Source organism: Azospirillum rugosum (assembly GCF_017876155.1).
GTDB lineage: Bacteria > Pseudomonadota > Alphaproteobacteria > Azospirillales > Azospirillaceae > Azospirillum > Azospirillum rugosum.
Map to the genome: position 1 here is coordinate 185,796 of NZ_JAGINP010000002.1, position 25,439 is coordinate 211,234.

Sequence of the window (25,439 nt, forward strand, 5' to 3'; positions counted from 1 at the left end):
CGTCCGCACATCCCACCGCTGAGCAATCCGGCGGCAAGACCCAGATCAAGCCCTACACCATGAACTTCGGGCCGCAGCACCCTGCGGCCCACGGCGTGCTGCGCCTGGTGATGGAGCTCAACGGCGAGGTGGTCGAGCGCTGCGACCCGCACATCGGCCTGCTGCACCGCGGCACCGAGAAGCTGATCGAGTACAAGACCTATCTGCAGGCCGTGCCGTACTTCGACCGCCTGGACTACGTCAGCCCGATGTGCATGGAGCACGCCTACGTGCTCGGCATCGAGAAGCTGCTGCGCATCCAGGCGCCGCTGCGCGCCCAGTACATCCGCGTCCTGTTCTCCGAAATCACGCGCATCCTAAACCACATCCTGTCGATCACGACCGGCGCACTGGACGTCGGCGCGATCACGCCGGCTCTGTGGGGCTTCGAGGAGCGCGAGATCCTCATGGAGTTCTACGAGCGGGTCTCCGGCGCCCGGCTGCACGCCAACTACTTCCGTCCGGGCGGCGTCGCCTGGGATCTGCCGGCGGGTCTGACCGACGATATCTGGGAATTCACGGAGCGTTTCCCGAAATTCGTCGAAGACATCGATAACCTGCTGACGGACAACCGCATCTTCAAGCAGCGCACGGTCGACATCGGCGTGGTCAGCAAGGAGCAGGCGTTCGACTGGGGCTTCACCGGTCCGATGCTCCGCGGGTCGGGCGTGGCCTGGGATCTGCGCAAGTCGCAGCCCTACGAGGTCTATGACCGCATGGACTTCGACGTTCCGGTCGGCCTGACGGGCGACTGCTGGGCGCGCTATCTGGTCCGCATGGAAGAGATGCGCCAGTCGAACCGCATCATCCGCCAGTGCCTGAAGGAACTGCCCGACGGCCCGGTGCGCGTCGAGGACCGCAAGGTCGCTCCGCCGCCGCGCGGCGAGATGAAGCGCTCGATGGAAGCGCTGATCCACCACTTCAAGCTCTTCACTGAGGGTTTCCACGTTCCCGAGGGCGAAACCTACACCGCCATCGAGGCGCCCAAGGGCGAGTTTGCCGTGTATCTGGTGTCCGACGGGACCAACAAGCCGTACCGGTGCAAGATCCGGGCTCCCGGCTTCGCCCACCTGCAAGGTCTCGACTTCATGTCGAAGGGCCACATGCTGGCCGACGCGGTCGCCAACATCGCGTCCATGGACATCGTGTTCGGAGAAATTGACCGATGAGCGCCCCGGCTCACGATCCGGCCAACGAGCCGGCAACCTTCACCTTCACTCCGGAGAACCTGGAGCGGGCGAAGCAGATCATCGCCAAGTACCCGGAAGGCCGGCAGGCCAGCGCCTGCATGCCGCTGCTCGATCTGGCCCAGCGCCAGAACGCCGGCTGGGTGTCGCGCGCCACCATGGACGCGGTCGCCGACCTGCTGGGGATGCCGCGCATCCGCGTGTACGAGGTCGCGACCTTCTACACGATGTACAACAAGACTCCGGTCGGCAAGCACGTCATCCAGGTCTGCACCACCACGCCCTGCTGGCTGCGCGGATCGGACGACGTCGTGCACGCGTGCGAGCGGAAGCTCGGCATCGGGGTCGGCGAGACCACCGACGACGGCGAGTTCACGCTGCGCGAGGTCGAGTGCTCGGGCGCCTGCGTCAACGCGCCGGTCGTGCAGATCGGCGACGACTATTATGAAGACGTCAGCCCTGAGCTGATGGAGAAGATCATCGACGCGCTGAAGCGCGGCGAGATTCCGAAGCCCGGCTCTCAGATCGGCCGGCAGTCCTCCGAACCGGTGGGCGGCCCGACGACTCTGAAGGCTTTCACCACGACCCAGGCCGATTGAGGGGGATGCGATGCTTCGCGACGAGGACCGCATTTTCACCAACCTCTACGGCTTCCAGAGCTTCGGCCTGGACGCCGCCAAGAAGCGCGGTGACTGGGACAACACGAAGGCCCTGATCGAGAAGGGCAAAGAGTGGATCATCGAGCAGGTCAAGGAATCCGGCCTGCGCGGGCGTGGCGGCGCCGGCTTCTCCACCGGCATGAAGTGGTCCTTCATGCCGAAGAACGTGACGGACAAGCCGGTCTACCTGGTCATCAACGCTGACGAGGGCGAGCCGGGCACCTGCAAGGACCGCGACATCCTGCGCCACGATCCGCACAAGCTGATCGAGGGCTGCCTGATCGCGGGCTTCGCCATCGGGGCCAGCGCCTGCTACATCTACATCCGCGGTGAGTTCTACAACGAGGGCTCCAACGTCCAGCGCGCCATCGACGAGGCGTACGCGGCGGGGCTGATCGGCAAGAACGCCTGCGGCACCGGCTACGACTACGACATCTACATCCACCGGGGTGCGGGTGCGTACATCTGCGGCGAGGAAACCGCGCTCATCGAGTCCATCGAGGGCAAGAAGGGCCAGCCGCGGAACAAGCCGCCGTTCCCCGCCCAGGCCGGCCTCTATTCCTGCCCGACCACGGTGAACAACGTCGAGTCGATCGCGGTGGTTCCCACCATCCTGCGTCGCGGCGCCGCTTGGTTCGCCGGCCTGGGCCGTCCGAAGAACACCGGGACCAAGCTCTTCTGCATCTCCGGCCACGTGAACAAGCCGTGCAACGTGGAAGAGGAGATGGGCATCCCGCTGAAGGAGCTGATCGAGAAGCACGCCGGCGGCGTGCGCGGCGGCTGGGACAACCTGCTGGCCATCATTCCCGGTGGCTCGTCGGTTCCGCTGCTGCCCAAGTCGATCTGCGACACGGTGCTGATGGACTTCGACAGCCTGCGCGAGGTCCGCTCGGGTCTGGGCACCGCCGCGGTGATCGTGATGGACAAGTCCACCGACGTCGTGAAGGCCATCGCCCGCCTGTCGCAGTTCTACGCCCACGAGAGCTGCGGCCAGTGCACGCCGTGCCGCGAGGGCACCGGCTGGATGAACCGCATCATGCAGCGCATGGTGACCGGCAACGCGCGCGTCGAGGAAATCGACATGCTGCTGGACGTCACCAAGCAGATCGAGGGTCACACCATCTGCGCGCTCGGCGATGCCGCCGCTTGGCCCATCCAGGGCCTGTTCCGGCATTTCCGGCCGGAGGTGGAGCGCCGCATCCACGAGTACCGCAACGCCGCCAAGTCCTTGGCGGCCGAGTAAGGAGCCCGGTTTCCCATGCCGAAACTCACCATCGACGGGATCGAGATCGAAGTCGAGCCGGGCACCTCGATCCTGCAAGCCTGCGAACAGCTGGGCATCGAGATTCCGCGCTTCTGCTACCATGAGCGGCTGAGCGTGCCGGCAAACTGCCGCATGTGCCTCGTGGAGATGGAGCGGGCCCCGAAGCCGGTTGCCGCCTGCGCCATGCCCTGCGGCGACGGGATGGTCGTGAAGACCAACACCGACCTCGTGCACAAGGCCCGCAAGGGCGTCATGGAATTCCTGCTGATCAACCACCCGCTGGATTGCCCGATCTGCGACCAGGGCGGCGAGTGCGACCTGCAGGACCAGGCCATGGCCTATGGCTTTGACCGCGGCCGCTTCGGCGAGAACAAGCGCGCGGTCAAAGACAAGTACATGGGGCCGCTGATCCGCACGGAGATGACGCGCTGCATCCACTGCACGCGCTGCATCCGCTTCATCAACGAGATCGCCGGCGTTCCGGACCTCGGCGCGGTGAACCGCGGCGAGCACATGGAGATCACCACCTTCGTCGAGAAGGCGATCGGGTCGGAGATGTCCGGCAACCTCGCCGACGTCTGCCCGGTCGGCGCGCTGCTGTCGAAGCCCTACGCCTTCACGGCCCGCCCGTGGGAGCTGCGCAAGACCGAGACGATCGACGTCCTGGACGCGGTCGGGTCGAGCATCCGCGTCGACACCCGCGGTCCCGAGGTGATGCGCGTTCTGCCGCGCGTCAACGAGGACATCAACGAGGAGTGGATCTCCGACAAGACCCGCTTCGCCTACGACGGCCTGAAGCGCCAGCGGCTCGACCGGCCCTACGTCCGCAAGGACGGCAAGCTGCAGCCGGCGACCTGGGCGGAGGCCTTCCAGGCCATCGCCGCCAAGGTCAAGGGCGTCGCCGGCAACCGCGTCGCCGCCATCGCCGGTGACCTGGTCGACGTCGAGTCGATGCTGGCGCTGAAGGACCTGATGGCCGGCCTGGGCTCGGCCAACATCGACTGCCGCCAGGACGGCGCGGTGTTCGACACGTCGTCGCGCGCCGGCTACCTGTTCAACAGCGGCATCGCCGGCATCGAGCGCGCCGACGTGATCCTGCTGGTCGGCACCAACCCGCGCTGGGAAGGCACGCTGGTCAACGCCCGCATCCGCAAGCGCTACCTGATGGGCGGTCTGAAGGTTGCGGTGATCGGCGACGCCCGGGACCTGACCTACCCGTACACCCATCTGGGCACGGGGCCAGACGCCCTCCAGCAGCTGGCCGACGGGTCGCACGCCTTCGCCGAGGCGCTGAAGGGCGCCAAGAACCCGATGATCATCCTCGGCGCCGGTGCCTTCCGGCGCAAGGATGGCGTCGCGGTCCAGGCGGCGGTGCGCGCGCTCGCCGAGACCTTCAACGTCGTCCGCGAGGATTGGAACGGCTTCAACGTGCTGCACAGCGCGGCGAGCCGCGTCGGCGGCCTCGACATCGGCTTCCTGCCGGGGCAGGGCGGTCTCGACACCGCCGGCATCCTGGCCGGCGCGGCCGACGGCTCGGTCGACGTGGTCTACCTGTTGGGCGCCGACGAAATCGACGCCGCCAAGCTCGGCAAGACCTTCGTGATCTATCAGGGTCACCACGGCGACAAGGGCGCGCACCGCGCCGACGTCATCCTGCCGGGTGCAGCCTACACCGAGAAGAACGCGACCTACGTCAACACCGAGGGTCGCCCGCAGCTGGCCCGTCTGGCCGCCTTCCCGCCGGGCGAAGCCCGCGAAGACTGGAAGATCCTGCGCGCCCTGTCGGAGCTGCTCGGCACCAAGCTGCCCTACGACAGCCTGCCGCAGCTGCGCCAGCGCATGGTCGAAGTCAATCCGGTGTTCGGCAAGGTCGGATCGGTGGTGCCGGCCCCTTGGGGATCGTTCGGTTCCGCCGGCGCCCTGGATGCCGCGCCGTTCGTGTCGCCGGTCGCCAACTACTACATGACCGACCCGATCAGCCGCGCCTCGGTGACCATGGCTCGTTGCACCGAGACGTTCGTGAAGTCCGCCGAGAGCGCTCAGGAGAGGACCGGTACCCATGGCTGAGTTCTGGAGCGGCTTCCTGCTGCCGCTGATCATCATCGTCCTCAAGATCCTGGCGATCGTCGTGCCGCTTCTGGTCGGCGTGGCCTACATGACCTACGCCGAGCGCAAGATCATGGGCGCCATGCAGCTCCGCCAGGGGCCGAGCATCGTCGGCCCGTTCGGTCTGCTGCAGCCCTTCGCGGACGGCCTCAAGCTGTTCTCGAAGGAGCACATCCTCCCGGCCGGGTCGAACCGCGTCCTGTTCTACATGGCGCCGATGCTGACCTTCTTCCTGGCGCTGGTCGCGTGGGCGGTCATTCCGTTCGACACGGGCATGGTGCTGGCGGACATCAACGTCGGCATCCTCTACCTCTTCGCGATCTCGTCGCTCGGCGTCTACGGCATCGTCGTGGCGGGCTGGGCGTCGAACTCGCGCTACGCCTTCCTGGGCGCGCTCCGCTCGGCGGCGCAGATGGTGTCCTACGAGGTCTCCATGGGCCTCGTCATCATCTCGGTGCTGCTGTGCGTCGGCTCGCTGAACCTGACGAAGATCGTCGAGGCGCAGCAGACCATCTGGTTCGCCATCCCGCTGCTGCCGATGTTCGTGATCTTCTTCATCTCGGCTCTGGCGGAAACCAACCGCTCGCCCTTCGATCTTCCGGAAGGTGAGTCGGAGCTGGTCGCGGGCTTCATGGTGGAATACAGCTCGATGCCCTTCGCGCTGTTCTTCCTCGGCGAATACGCGAACATGATCCTGATGAGCGGGATGACGAGCATCCTGTTCCTCGGTGGTTGGCTGCCTCCGCTGCCGTTCGCGCCCTTCACCTGGATCCCGGGGCCCATCTGGTTCGCCCTGAAGATCGCGCTCTGCCTGTTCGTGTATGTCTGGGTCCGCGCGACCATGCCGCGCTACCGCTACGACCAGCTGATGCGCCTGGGTTGGAAGGTGTTCCTGCCATTCTCGCTCGTGTGGGTCGTCCTGACCGCCGGCGTCCTCGTGACGTTCGGCTGGCTGCCGAAGTAACCCCGTCCATCCGGCGAGATCGTAAAGAATGCGCGGGCGTCGCCACTGGGGCGCCCGCAAGGAAGGAGACGAAGAGGCCATGGCGTTCCTCGATCGTGCGGCGCGCAGCCTGTTCCTGACCGAACTGTTGGGCGGCCTCGGGCTCACCCTGCGCTACATGTTCAAGCCCAAGGTGACCCTGAACTACCCGTTCGAGAAGGGCCCCATCAGCCCGCGCTTCCGCGGAGAGCACGTCCTGCGCCGGTATCCCGGCGGCGAGGAGCGCTGTATCGCGTGCAAGCTGTGCGAGGCGGTGTGCCCGGCCCTGGCGATCACCATCGAGGCCGAACCGCGTGACGACGGCAGCCGCCGCACCACGCGCTACGACATCGACATGACGAAGTGCATCTACTGCGGCTATTGCCAGGAGGCATGCCCGGTGGACGCCATCGTCATGGGCCCGAACTTCGAGTTCTCGACCGAGAACCGCGAAGAGCTTTTCTACAACAAGCAGAAGCTGCTGGCGAACGGCGACCGCTGGGAAGCGGAAATTGCCCAGAACCTCGCGGCCGAGGCTCCTTACCGGTAAGTGCAAACAGGGCGGTAAGCGGAAACGGGGATTTCGATGATTATCCAAGGCATCGCCTTCTACGTGTTTGCCGCGCTTCTGGTGGCCTCCGGTGTGATGGTCATCTCGGCGCGGAATCCCGTTCATTCGGTCCTTTATCTGGTCCTGGCCTTCTTCCAGGCCGCTGGCTTGTGCGTTCTGCTCGGCGCCGAGTTCATCGCGATGATCCTCGTGATCGTCTATGTGGGCGCGGTCGCGGTTCTGTTCCTGTTCGTGGTGATGATGCTGGACATCAATTTCCGCGAGCTGCGGGCGGGTGCCATGCAGTATCTGCCGCTGGGCGGTCTGATCGGCGTCATCCTGCTGGCCGAGCTGGCCGCCGTGCTCGGCGGCTGGATCATCACGCCGGCGGCGCAGAAGATCGCGTCGGCTCCGGCCGCGGCGATGGGGCAGGCGACCAACACCGAACAGCTCGGGCAGCTGATCTACACCCACTATGTCTACCTGTTCCAGGCGTCGGGCATCGTGCTGCTGATCGCCATGATCGGCGCCATCGTGCTGACCCTACGGTCGCGCGAGGGTGTCCGGAAGCAGAACATCGGGGCCCAGCTCGCCCGTCGGCGCGAGGACGTGGTTGCCATCCGCAAGGTGCCGACCGGGGAGGGCGTGTGACATGGACATTGGTCTCGGACATTACCTGACGGTCTCGGCCATCATCTTCACGCTGGGCGTCCTCGGCATTTTCCTGAACCGGAAGAACGTCATCATCATCCTGATGTCGATCGAGATGATGCTGCTGGCGGTGAACCTGAACCTCGTCTCCTTCTCGGTCTTCCTGAACGATCTGGTTGGGCAGGTTTTCTCCATGATCATCCTGACCGTCGCCGCCGCCGAGGCCGCGATCGGGCTGGCGATCCTGGTGGTCTACTTCCGCAACCGCGGCTCGATCCGAGTCGAAGACATCAATCTGATGAGGGGCTAAGGCCGCGCCATGGAAGTCCTTGTCGTATTCCTCCCGCTCCTGGCGTTCCTCGTCGCCGGATCGATCGCTCTGTTCGGCGGTCCGAAAGCCGAGCCGGTTCCGGCCGGTCATGGGCACGGCCATGATCATGGGCACGGGCATGGTCACGACGACCACGCCCACATCTCCCATGACGAACTCCACGACGCGCACGACGATGCCCACGACGACCACCATGTGGTCGCGGGTCCGCCGACGCCGGCCGACCGCACCGCCCAGTTCGTCACCGCCGGTGCCGTCCTGGTCTCCGCGGTCCTGTCCTGGATCCTGTTCTTCGACGTCGCCGTCGGCGGTCACCCCCGCACGATCGAGCTGATGAGCTGGATCCGCAGCGGCAGCCTGGACGTGTCCTGGGCGCTGCGCATCGACCAGCTGACCGCGGTCATGCTCGTCGTCGTCAACACCGTCTCGGCGATGGTGCATGTGTATTCCGTCGGCTACATGGCCGAGGATCCGCAGAAGCCGCGCTTCATGGGCTACCTGTCGCTGTTCACCTTCGCCATGCTCATGCTGGTGACGGCGGACAACCTGGTGCAGCTGTTCTTCGGCTGGGAGGGCGTCGGTCTCGCCTCCTACCTGCTGATCAACTTCTGGTACGAGAAGCCCTCCGCGAACAACGCGGCCATCAAGGCCTTCCTGGTCAACCGCGTCGGCGACTTCGGTTTCGCGCTCGGCATCTTCGCGATCTTCGTGCTGACCAACTCGGTGCAGTTCGACGCCATCTTCGCCAAGGCCCCGGACCTGGTCGGCCAGAAGATGCATTTCCTGAGCTGGAACGTCGACGCGCTGACCGTCACCTGCCTGCTGCTCTTCATGGGCGCCATGGGCAAGTCGGCGCAGCTTGGCCTGCACACCTGGCTGCCGGACGCCATGGAAGGCCCGACCCCGGTGTCGGCGCTCATCCACGCGGCCACCATGGTGACCGCGGGCGTCTTCATGGTCTGCCGCCTGTCGCCGGTGTTCGAGTATGCCCCGACCGCCCTGGAGGTGGTCACGGTGGTCGGCGCCCTGACGGCTTTCGTCGCCGCGACGATCGGCTTCACCCAGTTCGACATCAAGCGTGTCATCGCCTATTCGACCATGAGCCAGCTCGGCTACATGTTCTTCGCCGCGGGCGTGTCCGCCTACGGCGCCGCGATGTTCCACCTGTTCACGCACGCCTTCTTCAAGGCCCTGCTGTTCCTCGGCGCCGGTTCGGTGATCCACGCCCTGCATCATGAGCAGGACATGCGGAAGATGGGCGGTGTCTGGCGCAAGATCCCCTTCACCTACGCGGTGATGTGGATCGGCAACCTGGCCCTCGCCGGCCTGCCGATCTTCGCCGGCTACTACTCCAAGGACATGATCCTGGAGGCCGCCTTCGCGTCGGCCAGCCCGGTCGGCAAGTTCGCCTTCGCGCTGGGCATCGCGGCCGCTCTCCTGACCGCCTTCTACTCCTGGCGCCTGCTGTTCATGACCTTCCACGGCAAGCCGCGGATGGACAAGGAGGTCTACGACCACGCCCATGAGTCGCCGATCGTCATGCTGATTCCGCTGGCGGTGCTGGCGCTGGGCGCGCTGTTCGCCGGCATCGGCTTCCACAACCTGTTCATCGGTCATGACATGGACCACTTCTGGGGCAAGGCCCTGCTGGTCCTGCACGACAACAACAGCATCGAAGCCGCTCACCACCACACCCCGACCTGGGTCGCCCTGGCGCCGCTGGTAGTCGGACTGATCGGCATCGCGCTCGCCTACATCATGTACATGGCGATCCCGAGCCTTCCGGCGAAGGTCGCCGGCACGCTCCCTGGCCTCCACCAGTTCCTGTACAAGAAGTGGTACTTCGACGAGCTGTACGACATCCTGTTCGTGCGCACGGCGAAGGCGCTGGGCTACGGCCTGTGGAAGTCCGGTGACGGTGCGGTCATCGACGGCGTCGGCCCGGACGGCGTTGCCGCCGCCACCCGCGATGTCGCCGCCCGCGCCAGCCGCCTGCAGTCCGGCTATGTCTACCACTACGCGTTTGCCATGGTGATCGGCGTCGTTCTGCTGGTCGCTTGGCTGTCGATGTTCGGTTGAGCGGTTTGAAGGGGAACAAGAACAATGGCTAGCTGGCCGCTCCTGTCGTTCACGACCTTCCTGCCGCTTGCCGGTGTGGCGCTTATCCTGCTGTTCTGCAGGGGCAACACGCCGGACGTCGTGCGGAACGTCCGTTACGTCGCGCTCTGGACGACGGTCATCACTTTCGTCCTGTCGCTGTTCATCTGGTTCAACTTCGACCCGCGCAACCCCGGCTACCAGCTGGTGGAAAAGGCGTCCTGGATTCCCGAATTCGGGATTTCCTACCACATGGGCGTGGACGGCATTTCGATGCTGTTCGTCATCCTCTCGACCTTCCTGGTGCCGCTGTGCATCCTGTCGAGCTGGGAGGCGGTCCAGAACCGTGTGAAGGAGTACATGATCGCCTTCCTCGTGCTGGAAACCCTCATGGTGGGGATGTTCTGCGCGCTGGATTTCGTCCTCTTCTACATGTTCTTCGAGGGCGTCCTGATCCCGATGTTCCTGATCATCGGTGTCTGGGGCGGTCAGCGCCGGGTCTACGCGGCGTTCAAGTTCTTCCTCTACACGCTGCTCGGCTCGGTGCTGATGCTGCTGGCCATCCTGGCCATGTACTTCGTCGCCGGCACGACCGACATCCCGACCATCACCGCCACTCACTTCCCGCGTCAGATGCAGCTGTGGCTGTGGCTGGCCTTCTTCGCCTCCTTCGCGGTGAAGGTCCCGATGTGGCCGGTGCACACCTGGCTGCCGGACGCGCACGTCGAGGCACCGACCGCCGGGTCGGTGATCCTGGCCGGCGTCCTGCTGAAGATGGGCGGCTACGGCTTCCTGCGCTTCAACATTCCGATCCTGCCCGAGGCGACCGAATATTTCGCCCCGCTGATCTACACGCTGTCCATCGTCGCGGTGATCTACACCTCGCTGGTCGCCCTGGCGCAGGAGGACATGAAGAAGCTGATCGCCTATTCGTCCGTCGCGCACATGGGCTTCGTCACCATCGGCATGTTCGCGCTGAACCAGCAGGGCATCGAGGGCTCCATCTTCACGATGCTGTCGCACGGCATCGTGTCGGGCGCGCTTTTCCTCTGCGTCGGCGTGGTCTATGACCGCCTGCACACCCGCGAGATCGCCCGCTACGGCGGACTCGTGAAGAACATGCCGAAATACGCGGTCGTGTTCCTGTTCATGACCATGGCCTCCGTCGGCCTGCCGGGCACCTCCGGCTTCGTGGGCGAGTTCCTGGTCCTGCTGGGCGCCTTCCGCGACAACACCTGGGTGGCTTTCCTCGCCGCCACCGGCATGGTCCTGGGTGCCGCCTACGCGCTGTGGCTCTACCGCCGCATCGTCTACGGCAAGCTGACCAAGCCGGATGTCCGCGCGATGTTCGACCTGAGCCCGCGCGAGGTTGCGATCTTCCTGCCGCTGATCGCGGTGGTGCTGTGGATGGGTGTGTACCCGACCAGCTTCCTTTCGATCACCTCGGCTTCCGTGGGGCAGGTGATCCAGACGTACCAGACGAAGCTGGCCGCCGCGCATGGTGGCGAGACCGGCGGCGTCTCCGTGGCCGCGCGTTGAGGGTTCCGACATGACCGCTGTGTTTCCTGACATCTGGCCGGCCCTGCCGGAGATCTTCCTCGCCTGCGCCGGCATGGCCCTGCTCATGATCGGCGTGTTCCGCGGCGACGGCTTCACCCGGCCGATCGGCTACATGACGATGGTGGCGCTGCTTCTCGGCGCCATCCTCACCATGGGCTACGGCACCGGCCGCGTCGTCACCTTCAATGGCCTCTTCGTGATGGACGCCTTCGGCGTCTTCATGAAGGTGCTGATCCTCGTCGCTGCGGCCCTGTCCGTCATGCTTTCGCTCAGCTTCAACGAGCGGGAGAAGATGGCGCGGTTCGAGTTCCCGGTGCTGATGCTCTTCGCCACGCTCGGCATGCTCATGATGGTGTCGGCCAACGACCTCATCTCGCTGTATGTCGGCCTGGAGACGCAGAGCCTGGCGCTCTACGTCATCGCGGCCTTCCGCCGCGACAGCGCGAAGTCCTCGGAAGCGGGCCTGAAGTACTTCGTGCTCGGCGCGCTGTCGTCCGGCATGCTGCTGTACGGCGCGTCGCTGGTGTACGGCTTCGCCGGCACGACCGCCTTCGACAAGATCGCGGCGCTGTTCGCCGGTGGGGCCCACCCGTCGGCCGGCGTGATCATCGGCCTCGTCTTCGTGGCCGCCGGCCTGGCCTTCAAGATTTCGGCCGTGCCGTTCCACATGTGGACGCCGGACGTCTACGAGGGCGCGCCGACCCCGGTGACGGCTTTCTTCGCCGCCGCGCCGAAGGTGGCGGCGATCGCCCTGTTCACCCGCCTGCTGATCGAGCCGTTCGGCCATCTGGTGCACTCGTGGCAGCAGATCATCATCGTCAGCTCGATCCTGTCGATGGCGCTCGGCTCCTTCGCGGCGATCACGCAGACCAACATCAAGCGCCTGATGGCCTACAGCTCCATCGGCCACGTGGGCTACGCGCTCGTCGGTCTCGCGTCGGGAACCCAGGAAGGCGTGCGCGGCGTGCTGATCTACATGGCGGTCTACATCGTCATGAACATCGGCACCTTCGCGGTCATCCTCTGCATGAAGCAGAAGGGCCGCATGCTGGAGGAGATCAAGGACCTCGCCGGCCTGTCGCGCACCAACCCGCTGCTGGCGGGCGCGATGGCGGTGTTCATGTTCTCCATGGCCGGCATCCCGCCGATGGCCGGCTTCTTCAGCAAGCTGTACGTGTTCCTCGCCGCGATCCAGGCCCAGCTCTACACGCTGGCGGTGATTGGCGTTCTGACCAGCGTCGTCGGCGCCTACTACTACCTGCGCATCGTCAAGATCATGTACTTCGACGAGCCGGTGGAAGCCTTCGACAAGATCGGCGACGACGGCATGACCGGCATCCTGGTCGCCACCGGTCTGTTCACGCTGCTGTTCTTCGTGGTTCCGGCACCGATCCTGAACTACGCGGCGGCGGCGGCGGCCTCCCTGTTCGCGGGATGACGCTCCATCATGAGACGGAGGCGGCGCAATTGCGCCTGCCTCCGGGTTTTCGGCTCAAGGCCTTCGACTCCGTCGGCAGCACGAACGACGAGGCGAAGGCCTTTGCCCGTTCTGGGGCGCCCGAAGGCACCATCGTCTGGGCGAAGCGGCAGGAAGCGGGCCGGGGGCGTCGCGGGCGTGCCTGGACGTCGCCGGAGGGCAATCTCTACACCTCCACCATCCTGCGCCCAGGCCGGCCGGCCGCCGAGGCTGCGCAGATTTCGTTCGTCGCCGCCCTTGCGATCGCGGACACCGCGGATTCCGTGTTGCCGGAGTCGGCGGAGGTGCGGTGCAAGTGGCCGAACGACGTCCTGGTCAATGGGCGAAAGGTGTCCGGCATCCTTCTGGAATCCGAAGGGCAGCCGGCCGGCGGCCTCGCCTGGCTCGTCCTCGGAGTCGGCATTAACCTGCGCCATTTCCCCGAATCGACGGAGTTCGCGGCAACCTCACTGAGCGCGGAGGGGGCGCCGACCATGGCGCCTTGGGCGTTGCTCGAACTCTACGGCGCCGCCTTGGCGCGCTGGTACGGGGCCTGGAGCGATCACGGATTCAGCCCGATCCGCGACGCTTGGCTGCGCCGGGCCAAGGGTTTGGGGGAACCGATCGTGGTGCGGCTTTCCGACCGGACGTTGACAGGAACCTTCGCCGATCTGGACAGGGACGGGGTTCTGTTGCTTGATCGTGATGACGGCGCGGGGCGGCAACGCATCGCGGCCGGGGACGTGTTCTTCCCTCCCGCGGTGGAGACCTGACATGCTGCTCGCCATTGATGCCGGCAACACCAACGTGGTGTTTGCGATCTACGACGGCGACGAACAGCGCGGCATCTGGCGGACGGCCACCGACCAGAAGCGCACGGCCGACGAATACATGGTCTGGCTGACGCACCTCATGGCCCTGAAGGGGCTGCGCCCGGCGGACATTCAGCACGCCATCATCGCGAGCGTGGTTCCCGGCGCTACCTTCAACCTGAAGCGGCTGACCAAGGACCATTTCGGCTGCGAGCCGCTGGTCGTCGGCCAGCCCGGCGTCGACCTCGGGACCAAGGCGCTGGTCGACAAGCCGGAGGAGGTCGGGGCCGACCGCCTAGTTAACACCGTGGCCGCCGCTGCGACCTACAAGACGCCGCTGATCGTCATCGATTTCGGCACGGCGACGACCTTCGACGTGGTCGACCGGGACGGGAACTATCGCGGCGGCGTGATCGCGCCCGGGCTGAACCTGTCGCTGGAGGCGCTCCAGATGGCCGCGAGCAAGCTGCCGAGGGTCGAAATCCAGCAACCCGGCCACATCATCGGCAAGAACACCATCGAGTGCATGCAGTCGGGCATCTTCTGGGGCTATGTCGGCCTGATCGAAGGCTTGGTCTCGCGCATCCGCGCGGAGTACGGCGAGCCGATGACCGTCGTTGCCACCGGCGGGCTGGGTGTGCTTTTCGCGAAGGCCACCCATGTAATCGAACACACCGACGGCGAACTGACGCTGCGCGGCCTCCTCCTGATCCACAAGCGCAACACGGCCCAATGACCCACACCGACCCCGCTCTGCCCGCCCTCACGGATGCGGGGGAGGGCGATCCGTTCGCTCCCGAGAACGACGCCCTGTATTTCCTGCCGCTGGGCGGATCGGGCGAAATCGGCATGAACCTCAACCTCTACGGCCATCGCGGCAAGTGGTTGATGGTCGATCTCGGGATCAGCTTCGCCGACGACACCATGCCGGGTCTGGACGTGATCATGCCGGACCCGGCCTTCATCGCGGAGCGCAAGGACGACCTGGTCGGCCTCGTGCTGACGCACGCGCACGAGGATCACCTCGGCGCCGTCCAGTACCTGTGGCCGGACCTCCGCTGCCCAGTCTATTGCACGCCCTTCACCGCCGCCGTGTTGCGGGCCAAGCTGCACGAGCGCGGGCTGGCGACGACGGTTCCGATCCACGAGGTTCCGCTCGGCGGAACCATCGAGGTCGGTCCCTTCGCCGTCGAATATGTCGCGATGACCCACTCGATCCCCGAGCCGAACGCGCTCGCCATCCGCACGGCGGCGGGCACGGTCCTGCACACCGGCGACTGGAAGCTCGATCCGGAGCCGCTCGTCGGGCGAACCGCCGACGAGGCGCGGCTGCGCCAGATCGGCGACGACGGGGTTCTGGCCCTCATCGGCGACAGCACGAACGCGCTCGTTCCCGGCAGCTCCGGGTCGGAGGCCGGCGTTCGCACGGCGCTGACCGAGCTGATCGGCCAGCACCCGAACGTGCGCATCGCGGTGAGCTGCTTCGCCACCAACGTCGCGCGGCTGGAGAGCATCGCCCGCGCAGCCGCCGCTCACGGCCGCCACGTGGCGCTGGTCGGGCGGTCGCTCTGGCGCATCAACGAGGCGGCGCGGTCGAACGGCTATCTGGCCGACCTTCCGCCGTTCCTGACCGAGCACGACGCCGGCTATCTCCCGCGCGAGAAACTGGTGCTGATCTGCACCGGCAGCCAGGGGGAGCCTCGGTCGGCCCTGGCGCGCATCGCGTCGGACGATCATCCGCAGGTGTCGCTGCAGCAGGGCGACGTTGTGGTGTTCTCCTCGCGCGAGATCCCGGGAAACGAGCGCGCCATCGGGCGGATGCAGAACCAGCTGGTTTCGCAGGGCATCCAGCTGATCACCGCCGACGACGCGCCGGTCCATGTGTCGGGCCACCCCGCGCAGGACGAGCTTGTGCGCATGTACCAGTGGGTCCGCCCGCGCGTCGCGGTGCCGGTCCACGGCGAACAGCGGCACCAGCAGGAGCACGCCCGGCTCGCGCTCGGCTGCCAGGTGCCCGAGTCGCTGATTCCCTCGAACGGCGATCTGATCCGGCTGGGCCCGGGCGGCCCCGCGCGGGTCGTCGCCCAGGTGCGGACCGGCCGTCGCGCGCTGGACGGAAAGCGCCTGGTGCCGCTCGACACCGGGCTGATGCGGGCCCGCCATCGGATGGTCCACAACGGCGCTGCCGTGGTCACGCTGGTGATGAACGGCAAGGGCGAGCTGATCACCGCGCCCCAGGTCGCGGTCATGGGGCTGATCGACGACGCGACCGACCGGGACCTGCTGCTGGACGTCGTTGACGCCGTGCGCGAGGCCGTGGCGGAGCTGCCGAAGGCGGCGCGGATGGACGATGAGCAGGTGCGCAACGCCGCGCGCATTTCGGTGCGACGCTCGTTCAACGCGACGCATGGCAAGAAGCCGGTAACGGACGTGCACCTGGTCCGTGTATAAGCGGTTCCGATTGTTCGTGCATTGGGGGGAACCATGATCGGGAAGCTGAACCACGTCGCCATCGTCGTGCCGGACCTGCCGGCGGCCACGGCGCTGTACCGGGACACGCTGGGCGCGGCCGTGTCGGAACCGGTGGACCTGCCGCCGCACGGCGTGACGGTCGTCTTCGTCACCCTGCCCAACACCAAGATCGAACTGCTGCACCCCTTCGGCGAGAAGTCGCCGATCGCCGGCTTCCTGGAAAAGAACCCATCGGGCGGCATCCACCACATCTGCTACGAGGTGGAGGACATCCTCGCGGCGCGCGACCGGCTGAAGGCGCAGGGCGCCCGCGTGCTGGGCGACGGCGAACCGAAGATCGGCGCGCACGACAAGCCGGTGCTGTTCCTCCACCCGAAGGACTTCGTCGGGACGCTGGTCGAGCTGGAACAGGCGTAAACACCGGGGGAGGGTGCGATGGGCTGGGTGACCGGGGTTTCGGTCTATGTGGTCGTCTGGTGGGTGGTGCTGTTCGCGGTCCTGCCCTGGGGTGTCCGCACGCCGGAGGCCCCGGAACCCGGCATGGCCGACAGCGCGCCGGTGCGCCCGCGCATCCTCCTGAAATTCGCGGTGACGTCGCTGGTCGCCGGGATCGTCTGGCTCGGCATCTACGGGCTCGTCGTGTCCGACCTGATTTCCTTCCGCGAAATGGCGAAGTCGCTGTAAGCCCTGGGAGCGAGGCTCGTGAGCTTGACCTATTGCGAGGCCGCGCCCGGCCACCCGACGCACGCGCCCTACCACGACGACGAGTATGGGTTTCCCAGCGGCGACGACCGCATCCTGTTCGAAAGGCTCGTGCTGGAGATCAACCAGGCCGGACTGTCCTGGCTGACCATCCTGAAGAAGCGCGACGCCTTCCGCATGGCCTTCGACGGCTTCGATGTCGATCGGGTGGCCGCCTACACCGACGACGACCGCGCGCGCTTGATGGCCGACGCCGGCATCATCCGCAACCGCCTGAAGATCGACGCCGTCATCGAGAACGCGCGCCGCATCGTCGCGTTGCGCGCGGACCATGGATCCTTCGATGGCTGGCTGCGCGCCCACCACCCGCTGTGCAAGGCGGAGTGGATCAAGCTGTTCAAGCGCACCTTCCGTTTCACCGGTGGGGAGATCGTCGGCGAATTCCTGATGAGCCTCGGCTACCTGCCCGGGGCGCACCACCCCGGCTGTCCGGTCTGGACCCGAGTCGCGGCCCTGGATCCTCCCTGGATGGCTGCGGTGCGCCAGGGCTTCGCAGGTTACGATGCCCATTCTTTGAGCAATTCGCTGCCTTCGCCGTAATCAAGTGCCAAAGACTTGTGCGAAATGACGGAATTATTGCACGGAGACTTTGATTACCTCGCAATCCGTCTTGTCAGGCCGGAAAGACAGGTTCACTCTACTTAGCGTGATGAGAGGGTTGCTTCCCTCTTTTCCGACGCCTGGTGGCGATTCCTCCCTAACCTCGGGCCGCGCCGCGTTCGCCGCGCGGTCCTTTTTTATGCGCGATCGGCGGGACCGGTGCGATCGGCCGTTTCGGTCGTGCCCCCGGCCATCTTTCGTCCCCGGTAGAGAATGAGTTAACGCTTCGCGGGGTAATGTTGTACCAAATTCCGGTGGCCGCCCCAGGCGTTTGCCCGTGGCGCGCCGGTCCTATCGGAGATCCAGGCTTGGCGGCGTCCGAAGGATTCGGGCTTCCGAAGCGAGTGAAGTGGTGTCGAGGCATCGATGGCCGCCAATGACAGCGATAAGGTCGAACAGTTCGCGGCCGTCTTGTTGACCGAGATGCTGGAGCGCACTCGGAAGAACATGGAGCTTCTGTCGCCCGAGGAGCAGCCGAGTTCCAGGCTTCCCTTCGCGCTGACTCCCAGCTTCCGCGAACTCTATGCGGAACTGGTGCGGGTCGGCATCTTTCCCGTGGTGATCAGCCGCCGTCCGGTGCGTGCCATCGTCGGCGACGTGGACTGGCGGAGGGAAGGGCGCGAGTATCTGCTGACCGTGCTCGACGACCGGTCCAACGCCGTCTTCACCGCGTGGGACTACGCGTGGGACGCGCTGTGGGACGAGCGCAAGGTCAGCGCGGAGGCCGCGCATGCGGCGCAGGCGGGGAAGGAGAAGAAGGGCTTCTTCGCAAACCTGTTCGGCCGCCGCAATGCGGCTAAGCCCGAAGCCAGGACGGTGGACGAGGACCATCACGGCGACGTCATGGCCGGTCTTCACACCATGCTGACCGAACTGGCGGACCGCCGCGGTTATCTGCCGCTGTTCCACGACGACGTGAAGGTGCTGAAGGGCCTGATCCGCGTCAAGCCGGCGCGGTTGCTCAAGGCCTGGAAGGAGATCACCCAGTACCACCAGCAGGAATTCTACATGACCGGCCAGGACCAGGCGAAGCCGGGGGTGACCTCCGACTGCCTGCAGAAATGGCACTACAACCTGCCGGACCGGATCGGGGAGTTCCTGGTGCTGAAGGCGGCGGTGGACCTGGAATTCGTGAACAAGCCCTTCATCGCGAAGTACATCCGCCAGTCCGCGCGCACCCAGGAAGAGGCGGAGAAGGGCATGCCCTACCTCACCATCTACAACAGGACCATGCCCCACGCCTCGGCCACGCAGTCCTGAGGCTGTCCATGCGCGTCGCCACCGCCGTTGCCGCCGCCGCTTGCCCGCTGGTCTTGCTCACCGGCCTGTCCGGGGCCGCGGTGGCCCAGCCCGTCGACCTTTCCGTCTGCCAATACCTGACGGCGCATCGGCCGGCGCCGGACGTGGAGTACACCCCCGGCGTGGACGTCAAGGGGCGGCCCGTCGCGCCCGCCGATCTGCCGGGCTCCGCCGGGACCGCGCCGGCGGCGGAGCGGTTCGACTTTCCGGTGACCATCGACTTCCTGCGACGCTCCGGCGTCCGGATGCCGCCCGGGGCGGCGGCGAGGGTGCCGGGAACGGGGGAGATCGGCGTGCTGACGCTCTACGGCAATCGCCTGTACTTCAACGGCCAGCCGCTCGGCGGTCCGACGGAGGCCGAACTCTACGCCTATTGCCGCACGGTGAAGTGACGCGCTGCCGCCCGTCCGGCGCCGTGACGATGGACTTTCCCGCCCGTCCTTCCTAAAGTCCCTGTCCCTAATGGCGGCCCCGCGACCGGCGGGTCCGGACACACCGAGACCGAGAGCAAAGCCATGCGGCTGTCCACCTTCTTCATGCCGACCCTTAAGGAGACCCCGACCGAGGCGCAGATCGTCTCGCACCGCCTGATGCTGCGCGCGGGGATGATCCGGCAGACCAGCGCCGGCATCTACGCCTGGCTGCCACTGGGCCACCGGGTGCTGAAGAAGATCGAGCAGATCGTGCGGGAGGAGCAGGACGCCGCCGGCGCGCAGGAACTGCTGATGCCGACGATCCAGTCGGCGGAGCTGTGGAAGGAAAGCGGCCGCTACGACGACTACGGCAAGGAGATGCTGCGCATCACCGACCGTCACGAGCGCGAGATGCTGTTCGGCCCCACGAACGAGGAGATGATCACCGACATCTTCCGCGCCTTCGTGCGGAGCTACCGCCAGCTGCCGCTGAACCTCTACCACATCCAGTGGAAGTTCCGGGACGAGATCCGGCCCCGCTTCGGCGTGATGCGCGGGCGCGAGTTCCTGATGAAGGACGCCTATTCCTTCGACATCGATCCGGCCAGCGCCAAGCGCGCCTACCAGAAGATGTTCCTGGCCTACCTGCGCACCTTCGCCCGCATGGGCCTGAAGGCCATCCCGATGCGCGCCGACACCGGCCCCATCGGCGGCGACCTCAGCCACGAGTTCATCATCCTGGCCGAGACGGGCGAGAGCGGCGTCTTCTGCCACAAGGACTGGCTGAACCTGGACGTGCTGCAGAACGCCCCGGGCTTCGACGAGGACCTGCAGCCCTTCTTCGACCAGTACACCTCGATCTACGCGGCGACCGACGAGAAGCACGAGCCCGGCAGCTGCCCAGTGCCGGAGAGCGACCTCGTGTCGGCCCGCGGCATCGAGGTCGGGCACATCTTCTACTTCGGCACCAAATACTCCAAGCCGATGAACGCCGTCGTCGCCGGCCCGAACGGCGAGCCGGTGCCGGTCGAGATGGGCTCCTACGGCATCGGCGTGTCGCGCCTGATGGGCGCCATCATCGAGGCCAGCCACGACGATAACGGCATCATCTGGCCCGACTCGGTGGCCCCCTTCAACGTCGGTCTCGTCAACCTGAAGGTCGGCGACGCCGAGACCGACCGCGTCTGCCAGGAACTGTACTTCAAGCTGCGCGCCAACGGCCTCGACGTGCTCTACGACGACCGCGACGAGCGGCCGGGCGTCAAGTTCGCCGACATGGACCTGATCGGCGTGCCGTGGCAGCTCGTCGTCGGCCCGCGCGGCCTGAAGAGCGGCGTGGTCGAGCTGAAGCGCCGCGCCACCGGCGAGAAGCAGGAGCTGTCGGTCGAGAGCGCGCTGGAAAAGCTGACGAAGTAAGCCGGCCGCGCAGGGCAGGGCGCCTTCGCAGCGTGCCCTTTTCCTGCCACGGTTAAGTCCTTATGTTGCGGGGCGGCGGGCGACGGCTCGCCGCCTTTCCTTTTGCTGGGCGTCACGGCCCGAGGACACGCATGATCTTCTCCGCCTTCGAACGCATGGTCGCGATGCGCTATCTGCGGGCGCGCCGCCAGGAAGGGTTCATCTCGGTCATCGCCGGATTCTCGCTGCTGGGCATCGCGCTCGGCGTGGCGACGCTGATCATCGTCATGTCGGTGATGAACGGATTCCGGGCGGAGCTGCTGGGCCGCGTGCTGGGCCTGAACGGGCACCTCAACGTCTACAACGTGCGCGGCGGGCCGCTGCCGGACTACGACCCGCTGACGCAACGGCTGCGCAGCCTGCCGGGCGTGACCAACGTGACGCCGACGGTGGAGGGCCAGGCGCTCGTCTCCGTGCGCGGGGTGGCGTCGGGGGCGGTGGTGCGCGGCGTGCCGCCGGAGGATTTCCGCGTGCGCCCGACGCTGGCCCGCAACATCGTGCGCGGCACCGTGGACGCCTTCGGGGAGGACAACATCGCCATCGGCGCGCGCATGGCGCAGCGGCTCGGCCTGTCGGTCGGCGACCAGATGACGCTGATCGCGCCGCAGGGCAACGTCACCGCCTTCGGCACCGTGCCGCGCATGCGCGCCTTCACCATCGGCGCCATCTTCGACGTGGGCATGTTCGAATACGACAACAGCTTCATTTTCCTGCCCCTGCCGGAAGCGCAGACCTTCTTCCGAACCGGGGAGGCGGTCACGTCGCTGGAGGTGTTCGTCAGCGACCCGACCCAGATCCGCGCGGCCCGCGACGCCATCCAGGCGGCGGTCGCCGGCGTCGGGCGCGTGGTGGACTGGCAGCAGTCGAACGCCAGCTTCTTCACGGCGCTCCAGGTCGAACGGAACGTGATGTTCCTGATCCTGTCGCTGATCATCATGGTCGCGGCCTTCAACATCATCTCCAGCCTGATCATGCTGGTGAAGGACAAGGGGCGGGACATCGCGATCCTGCGCACCATGGGCGCCACGCGCGGCATGATCATGCGCATCTTCTTCCTGTCCGGCGCCTCGGTCGGCGTCACGGGCACGGTGCTGGGGCTGATCCTCGGCGTCTCCTTCGCGCTGAACATCGAAACCATCCGGCAGGCCATCCAGGGCCTGACCGGCACCAACCTGTTCAACGCCGAGATCTACTTCCTCTCGCAGCTGCCGGCGAAAATCGACTGGAGCGAGGTCATTCAGGTGGCGGTTATGGCGCTGGGCCTGTCCTTCGCGGCGACGGTCTACCCGTCCTGGCGCGCCGCGCGCCTCGATCCGGTGGAGGCCCTGCGCTATGAGTGAGCCCATGCTGGAACTGTCGGGAATCGTCCGCACCTTCGAGCAGGCGGGCACGGAGCTTCAGGTGCTGCGCGGCGCGGAACTGACCGTGCGGGCCGGGGAACTGGTCGCCCTGGTCGGCCCGTCGGGCGCCGGCAAGTCCACGCTGCTGCACATCGCCGGCCTGCTGGAACGCCCCACCGCCGGGACGGTGCGCATCGCCGGGACGGACGTGTCGAAGCTGGACGACGGCAAGCGGACGGAGGTCCGCCGACGCTCCATCGGCTTCGTCTACCAGTTCCACCACCTGCTGCCGGAGTTCTCCGCGCTGGAGAACATCGTGCTGCCGCAGATGATCAACCGCGTGCCGAAGCGCACCGCCAAAGCGCGCGCCATGGAGCTGTTGCGCATGGTGGGGCTGGAGCCGCGCGCCAGCCACCGGCCGGCCCGGCTGTCGGGCGGCGAGCAGCAGCGCGTCGCCATCGCCCGCGCCCTGGCGAACGCCCCCAGCCTGCTGATCGCCGACGAGCCGACGGGAAACCTCGACCCGCACACGGCGGATGGGGTGTTCGCCATGCTGACGGCCATCGTCCGGCAGGCCCGTGTCGGCGCGCTGATCGCCACCCACAACCTGGACCTCGCCCAGCGCATGGACCGGGTGCTGGAGATGCGCGACGGCCTGCTGGTTGAGCACACGCCGGTCCCGACCTTGCCCGAAGGAGCCGATCCCGCGCACTTGTGAAGGGTGGGGAGGTTGCCATCCCCCGGTTCAGCCGCCACACTCCTGCCAATCCAAAAAAGGAGGGTGACGGTGGACCAGAGGATCATCGACCTTTACGACGAATACACCCACAGGCCGCTGCCGCGCCGGGTGTTTCTGGAGCGGCTGGCGGTGCTGGTGGGCAGCGCCACGGCCATCCCCGCCATCCTGGCGCAGATCGAGCCGAACTACGCGCTCGCCGCCCAGGTTCCCGGCGACGACAGCCGGATCGCCACGGACCGCATCAGCTACCAGGGCGCCACGGGCGACGTGGCCGGCTATCTCGCCCGGCCGAAGCTGGTGGAGAAGGCGCCGGCCGTCATCGTCATCCACGAGAACCGCGGCCTGAACCCCTATGTCGAGGACGTCACCCGGCGCCTCGCCGTCGCCGGTTTCATCGCCATGGCCCCGGATCTGCTGTCGCCGCTCGGCGGCACGCCGCAGGACGCCGATCAGGCCCGCGACATGATCGGCAAGCTCGACCCCGACAAGACGGTCAACAACCTGATCGGCGGCATGAGCTTCCTGATGGCCCACCGCTATTCCAACGCCAAGGTCGGCGCCATCGGCTTCTGCTGGGGCGGCGGCTTCGTCAACCGGCTGGCCATCAAGGCCCCGGACCTGAAGGCCGGCGTCGCCTTCTACGGCCCGACGCCGGACCCGGCGCTGGTCGGCACCATCAAGGCGCCGCTGCTGCTGCATTACGCTGGCCTGGACCAGAACATCAATTCGAAGGTTCCGGCCTACGACGAGGCGCTGAAGAAGGCCGGGGTCGAGCACACGATCTACACCTACGAGGGCGTGAACCACGCCTTCCACAACGACACCTCGGCGGAGCGTTACAACAAGGACGCCGCCGAACTGGCCTGGAGCCGGTCGGTCGAGTTCCTGAAGTCGAAGCTGTCGTAACTCTACGCCTTGTTGGCTGCCGGCCTCAGCGCCGGCAGCTTCAGCACGGCAACGGCGAGGCCGCCGAAGACCAGCAGCGCGCCGATCATCTTCACCGGCGTGAAGCCTTCGCCGAGCAGCAGCGCGCTGGAACTCATGCCGAAGATCGGCACCAGCAGCGAGAAGGGCGCCACCAGACTGGCGGGGTAGTGCCGCAGCAGGAAGCCCCAGGCCGCGAAGCCGAACAGGGTCGCCCCGCCCGCGATGTAGGCGAGCGCCGCGAGGCCCGGCATTGTCAGGCTGGTCAGGGCGTGGACCATCCGCTCCGGCCCCTCCACCGCATAGGACAGCAGCAGCAGCGGAAGCGGCGGGATGAGGCTGACCCACAGCATCAGGCGCAGCAAGTCCGGCGCCTTGGCCTGCTTCATCATGATGTTCCCGACCCCCCAGGCCGCCGCCGCGCCGATCAGCAGCGCGAGGCCGAGCAGCGAATCGCCGGTCGGCATCTCCGTCGCGATCACGCCGATTCCGGAAAAGGCGACGACCATGCCCAGCATCTGCCGGGCGCTGGGCCGGTCGCCCAGCACCACCGCGGCGAACAGGGCGGTGAAGAAGGCCTGGGATTGCAGCACCAGGGACGACAGGCCGGCCGGCATCCCGATGTTGATGCCGGCGAACAGCAGCGAGAACTGGATCGCCCCCAGGAACAGCCCGATGCCCAGCACGTAGCGCCACGCCACCGGCGGTCCCTGGCGGAACCCCAGGAACAGCAGCGGCGTCGCGGCCAGCACGAAGCGCAGCACGCAGAACAGGATGGGCGGGAAATCCTTCAGCCCGACCTTGATGGCGACGAAGTTGAAGCCCCAGACCGCGGCGACCGCGACGGCAAGGCCGATGTGGGATGTGCGCATGGCCGGAGGCTAGAGGCGCTGACCGAGAGGGTCAACGCGTCACGGCTGCGCCGGGCGCGGGGCAGCCTCGGCGAATTGTCCGTCGGTGTGCAGGATGCGGCACTCGTCCAGCGCGTTGAGCGCCCAGGAGGAGCCGCCCAGGCTGACGTCGCCAATTTTTTCGGCTTCCGCGCTTTTCAGCGTCACGGCCTTGGACCGCATGAACGGCTCGAACAGGTCCTCGTACTTGGGCAGCTCGACCGGAACGATCACGCCGCCGTTGGGCAGGGGCTTCGCCTCCAGCGCCATGCTTGCGCCGTCGGGGAAGATGGCCATCAGGCGGCTTTCCCCTCCCGACGGCTGCGCCTTCTGGTCGCCGTTGACCAGCATCGCAGCGCCCTTCGCCGTGGCGCGGAAGGACAGGGGCGACGCCGAGTCCGCCCGCGTCGCCATGCAGTAGGCGGAGCCCGACTGGGTGGCGGGGTGGGCGCGCACGACCCAGCCCTTGTTCTGCGCTACGACCCGGCCCGGCGCGTCGGACAGGCCGGAGTCGCTGGGCCGGACGAAGGCGGCCGGAACCGCGGCGCGCGGCAGGGGCGGGGAGTTGGTGGCTTGGCAGCCAGACAATAGGACTGGGGCCAGCAAGGCTAAGGGCAGCAGCAGTGCTGCCACGCGGACGGCGGTGCGGCCGGAATAGGATCGGCGCATCGGATGGGTCACCCCCAAAGTGGTGGCGCTAAGCATTTCGATAGCATGAACACGCACAATCGGCGAATCTTCCCGCCGTCGCCTCCTTCATACCGCGAGGGCCTCGCTTGATCGCTTGATTCAAACGGGGTGGATGGGCGACCACTAGGGGACACGCTACCCATTCCGCCCGACACGGTGCC

The 25,439-nt window shown here is 66.7% G+C and carries 25 protein-coding genes; 23 read left to right on the plus strand and 2 right to left on the minus strand.

All coding sequences use genetic code 11. The annotated features are described in order from the left end of the window. Positions 1-59: 59 nt before the first annotated feature. The 23 genes from J2851_RS04015 to J2851_RS04125 all read left to right on the plus strand — a co-directional run bounded on the left by J2851_RS04015 (position 60) and on the right by J2851_RS04125 (position 23,680). The gene (locus J2851_RS04015; protein WP_211114232.1) at positions 60-1,208 is read left to right on the plus strand and encodes an NADH-quinone oxidoreductase subunit D; all 1,149 of its coding nucleotides are present in this window, start codon (positions 60-62) and stop codon (positions 1,206-1,208) included. Further along, positions 1,205-1,825, plus strand: coding sequence for an NADH-quinone oxidoreductase subunit NuoE (gene nuoE / locus J2851_RS04020; protein ID WP_209764329.1), 621 nt, complete (start codon positions 1,205-1,207; stop codon positions 1,823-1,825). The genes J2851_RS04015 and nuoE overlap by 4 nt, the downstream gene beginning before the upstream one ends. Positions 1,826-1,835: 10 nt before the next feature. Beyond that, the gene (gene nuoF, locus J2851_RS04025; RefSeq protein ID WP_209764332.1) at positions 1,836-3,128 is read left to right on the plus strand and encodes an NADH-quinone oxidoreductase subunit NuoF; all 1,293 of its coding nucleotides are present in this window, start codon (positions 1,836-1,838) and stop codon (positions 3,126-3,128) included. Positions 3,129-3,143: 15 nt separating this feature from the next. Further along, positions 3,144-5,216 (plus strand): NADH-quinone oxidoreductase subunit NuoG, encoded by a 2,073-nt coding sequence (nuoG, locus tag J2851_RS04030; protein WP_209764334.1) that lies wholly within the window; start codon positions 3,144-3,146, stop codon positions 5,214-5,216. Then, positions 5,209-6,219 (plus strand): NADH-quinone oxidoreductase subunit NuoH, encoded by a 1,011-nt coding sequence (gene nuoH, locus J2851_RS04035; RefSeq protein WP_209764337.1) that lies wholly within the window; start codon positions 5,209-5,211, stop codon positions 6,217-6,219. Before nuoG ends, nuoH begins: the two co-directional genes overlap by 8 nt. 79 nt (positions 6,220-6,298) lie before the next feature. Further along, positions 6,299-6,787, plus strand: a complete 489-nt coding sequence (nuoI, locus tag J2851_RS04040; protein ID WP_209764338.1) for an NADH-quinone oxidoreductase subunit NuoI — start codon at positions 6,299-6,301, stop codon at positions 6,785-6,787. A 36-nt stretch (positions 6,788-6,823) separates the two neighbouring features. Then, positions 6,824-7,438 carry an NADH-quinone oxidoreductase subunit J gene (locus J2851_RS04045; protein WP_209764341.1) on the plus strand — a complete coding sequence of 205 codons (615 nt, stop codon included), beginning with the start codon at positions 6,824-6,826 and terminating at the stop codon, positions 7,436-7,438. A gap of 1 nt (position 7,439) precedes the next feature. Beyond that, positions 7,440-7,748 carry an NADH-quinone oxidoreductase subunit NuoK gene (nuoK, locus tag J2851_RS04050; protein ID WP_209764350.1) on the plus strand — a complete coding sequence of 103 codons (309 nt, stop codon included), beginning with the start codon at positions 7,440-7,442 and terminating at the stop codon, positions 7,746-7,748. A gap of 9 nt (positions 7,749-7,757) precedes the next feature. Continuing rightward, a complete protein-coding gene (nuoL, locus tag J2851_RS04055; protein ID WP_209764351.1) occupies positions 7,758-9,848 on the plus strand; it encodes an NADH-quinone oxidoreductase subunit L in 2,091 nt (696 codons plus the stop codon). A gap of 24 nt (positions 9,849-9,872) precedes the next feature. Next, positions 9,873-11,405, plus strand: a complete 1,533-nt coding sequence (locus J2851_RS04060) for an NADH-quinone oxidoreductase subunit M (protein WP_209764352.1) — start codon at positions 9,873-9,875, stop codon at positions 11,403-11,405. 10 nt (positions 11,406-11,415) lie between these two features. Next, on the plus strand, positions 11,416-12,864 hold the full coding sequence (nuoN, locus tag J2851_RS04065) for an NADH-quinone oxidoreductase subunit NuoN (RefSeq protein WP_209764354.1): 1,449 nt from the start codon (positions 11,416-11,418) through the stop codon (positions 12,862-12,864). Next, positions 12,861-13,655: a biotin--[acetyl-CoA-carboxylase] ligase gene (locus J2851_RS04070; protein ID WP_209764355.1), complete on the plus strand. Its 795-nt coding sequence runs from the start codon at positions 12,861-12,863 to the stop codon at positions 13,653-13,655. Before nuoN ends, J2851_RS04070 begins: the two co-directional genes overlap by 4 nt. 1 nt (position 13,656) lies before the next feature. Then, positions 13,657-14,430: a type III pantothenate kinase gene (locus J2851_RS04075; RefSeq protein WP_209764356.1), complete on the plus strand. Its 774-nt coding sequence runs from the start codon at positions 13,657-13,659 to the stop codon at positions 14,428-14,430. Next, positions 14,427-16,145 (plus strand): ribonuclease J, encoded by a 1,719-nt coding sequence (locus J2851_RS04080; RefSeq protein WP_209764357.1) that lies wholly within the window; start codon positions 14,427-14,429, stop codon positions 16,143-16,145. The genes J2851_RS04075 and J2851_RS04080 overlap by 4 nt, the downstream gene beginning before the upstream one ends. A 33-nt stretch (positions 16,146-16,178) precedes the next feature. Continuing rightward, positions 16,179-16,583, plus strand: a complete 405-nt coding sequence (gene mce / locus J2851_RS04085) for a methylmalonyl-CoA epimerase (protein ID WP_209764359.1) — start codon at positions 16,179-16,181, stop codon at positions 16,581-16,583. Between the two features lie 18 nt (positions 16,584-16,601). Continuing rightward, the gene (locus J2851_RS04090) at positions 16,602-16,850 is read left to right on the plus strand and encodes a DUF1467 family protein (RefSeq protein ID WP_209764360.1); all 249 of its coding nucleotides are present in this window, start codon (positions 16,602-16,604) and stop codon (positions 16,848-16,850) included. An 18-nt stretch (positions 16,851-16,868) separates the two neighbouring features. Beyond that, entirely contained in the window at positions 16,869-17,468 is a 600-nt protein-coding gene (locus J2851_RS04095) for a DNA-3-methyladenine glycosylase I (protein WP_209764361.1), read from the plus strand. Between the two features lie 426 nt (positions 17,469-17,894). After that, positions 17,895-18,788 (plus strand): hypothetical protein, encoded by an 894-nt coding sequence (locus tag J2851_RS04100; RefSeq protein ID WP_209764362.1) that lies wholly within the window; start codon positions 17,895-17,897, stop codon positions 18,786-18,788. An 8-nt stretch (positions 18,789-18,796) separates the two neighbouring features. After that, positions 18,797-19,219 (plus strand): hypothetical protein, encoded by a 423-nt coding sequence (locus J2851_RS04105; RefSeq protein WP_209764363.1) that lies wholly within the window; start codon positions 18,797-18,799, stop codon positions 19,217-19,219. 123 nt (positions 19,220-19,342) lie between these two features. Beyond that, positions 19,343-20,656, plus strand: a complete 1,314-nt coding sequence (gene proS, locus J2851_RS04110) for a proline--tRNA ligase (protein ID WP_209764364.1) — start codon at positions 19,343-19,345, stop codon at positions 20,654-20,656. Between the two features lie 131 nt (positions 20,657-20,787). Beyond that, positions 20,788-22,035 (plus strand): lipoprotein-releasing ABC transporter permease subunit, encoded by a 1,248-nt coding sequence (locus J2851_RS04115; protein WP_209764365.1) that lies wholly within the window; start codon positions 20,788-20,790, stop codon positions 22,033-22,035. Continuing rightward, complete coding sequence (locus tag J2851_RS04120; protein ID WP_209764367.1) at positions 22,028-22,753, plus strand: ABC transporter ATP-binding protein; 726 nt, start codon at positions 22,028-22,030, stop codon at positions 22,751-22,753. The genes J2851_RS04115 and J2851_RS04120 overlap by 8 nt, the downstream gene beginning before the upstream one ends. A 69-nt stretch (positions 22,754-22,822) precedes the next feature. Further along, positions 22,823-23,680 carry a dienelactone hydrolase family protein gene (locus J2851_RS04125; RefSeq protein ID WP_209764370.1) on the plus strand — a complete coding sequence of 286 codons (858 nt, stop codon included), beginning with the start codon at positions 22,823-22,825 and terminating at the stop codon, positions 23,678-23,680. Positions 23,681-23,682: 2 nt separating this feature from the next. Here the strand turns inward: J2851_RS04125 and J2851_RS04130 are convergent, their stop codons facing one another. Together J2851_RS04130 and J2851_RS04135 are read right to left on the minus strand one after the other, a co-directional pair. Next, positions 23,683-24,570, minus strand: a complete 888-nt coding sequence (locus J2851_RS04130) for an EamA family transporter (protein ID WP_209764371.1) — start codon at positions 24,568-24,570, stop codon at positions 23,683-23,685. Positions 24,571-24,609: 39 nt separating this feature from the next. Further along, on the minus strand, positions 24,610-25,257 hold the full coding sequence (locus J2851_RS04135) for a hypothetical protein (protein ID WP_209764372.1): 648 nt from the start codon (positions 25,255-25,257) through the stop codon (positions 24,610-24,612). Positions 25,258-25,439: the final 182 nt, after the last annotated feature.

Coding starts and splice junctions, on each gene's coding strand:
- J2851_RS04015 (WP_211114232.1), top strand. CDS start 60: ATGAACTTCGGGCCGCAGCACCCTGCGGCCCACGGCGTGCTGCGCCTG.
- nuoE (WP_209764329.1), top strand. CDS start 1,205: ATGAGCGCCCCGGCTCACGATCCGGCCAACGAGCCGGCAACCTTCACC.
- nuoF (WP_209764332.1), top strand. CDS start 1,836: ATGCTTCGCGACGAGGACCGCATTTTCACCAACCTCTACGGCTTCCAG.
- nuoG (WP_209764334.1), top strand. CDS start 3,144: ATGCCGAAACTCACCATCGACGGGATCGAGATCGAAGTCGAGCCGGGC.
- nuoH (WP_209764337.1), top strand. CDS start 5,209: ATGGCTGAGTTCTGGAGCGGCTTCCTGCTGCCGCTGATCATCATCGTC.
- nuoI (WP_209764338.1), top strand. CDS start 6,299: ATGGCGTTCCTCGATCGTGCGGCGCGCAGCCTGTTCCTGACCGAACTG.
- J2851_RS04045 (WP_209764341.1), top strand. CDS start 6,824: ATGATTATCCAAGGCATCGCCTTCTACGTGTTTGCCGCGCTTCTGGTG.
- nuoK (WP_209764350.1), top strand. CDS start 7,440: ATGGACATTGGTCTCGGACATTACCTGACGGTCTCGGCCATCATCTTC.
- nuoL (WP_209764351.1), top strand. CDS start 7,758: ATGGAAGTCCTTGTCGTATTCCTCCCGCTCCTGGCGTTCCTCGTCGCC.
- J2851_RS04060 (WP_209764352.1), top strand. CDS start 9,873: ATGGCTAGCTGGCCGCTCCTGTCGTTCACGACCTTCCTGCCGCTTGCC.
- nuoN (WP_209764354.1), top strand. CDS start 11,416: ATGACCGCTGTGTTTCCTGACATCTGGCCGGCCCTGCCGGAGATCTTC.
- J2851_RS04070 (WP_209764355.1), top strand. CDS start 12,861: ATGACGCTCCATCATGAGACGGAGGCGGCGCAATTGCGCCTGCCTCCG.
- J2851_RS04075 (WP_209764356.1), top strand. CDS start 13,657: ATGCTGCTCGCCATTGATGCCGGCAACACCAACGTGGTGTTTGCGATC.
- J2851_RS04080 (WP_209764357.1), top strand. CDS start 14,427: ATGACCCACACCGACCCCGCTCTGCCCGCCCTCACGGATGCGGGGGAG.
- mce (WP_209764359.1), top strand. CDS start 16,179: ATGATCGGGAAGCTGAACCACGTCGCCATCGTCGTGCCGGACCTGCCG.
- J2851_RS04090 (WP_209764360.1), top strand. CDS start 16,602: ATGGGCTGGGTGACCGGGGTTTCGGTCTATGTGGTCGTCTGGTGGGTG.
- J2851_RS04100 (WP_209764362.1), top strand. CDS start 17,895: ATGGCCGCCAATGACAGCGATAAGGTCGAACAGTTCGCGGCCGTCTTG.
- J2851_RS04105 (WP_209764363.1), top strand. CDS start 18,797: ATGCGCGTCGCCACCGCCGTTGCCGCCGCCGCTTGCCCGCTGGTCTTG.
- proS (WP_209764364.1), top strand. CDS start 19,343: ATGCGGCTGTCCACCTTCTTCATGCCGACCCTTAAGGAGACCCCGACC.
- J2851_RS04115 (WP_209764365.1), top strand. CDS start 20,788: ATGATCTTCTCCGCCTTCGAACGCATGGTCGCGATGCGCTATCTGCGG.
- J2851_RS04120 (WP_209764367.1), top strand. CDS start 22,028: ATGAGTGAGCCCATGCTGGAACTGTCGGGAATCGTCCGCACCTTCGAG.
- J2851_RS04130 (WP_209764371.1), bottom strand. CDS start 24,570: ATGCGCACATCCCACATCGGCCTTGCCGTCGCGGTCGCCGCGGTCTGG.
- J2851_RS04135 (WP_209764372.1), bottom strand. CDS start 25,257: ATGCGCCGATCCTATTCCGGCCGCACCGCCGTCCGCGTGGCAGCACTG.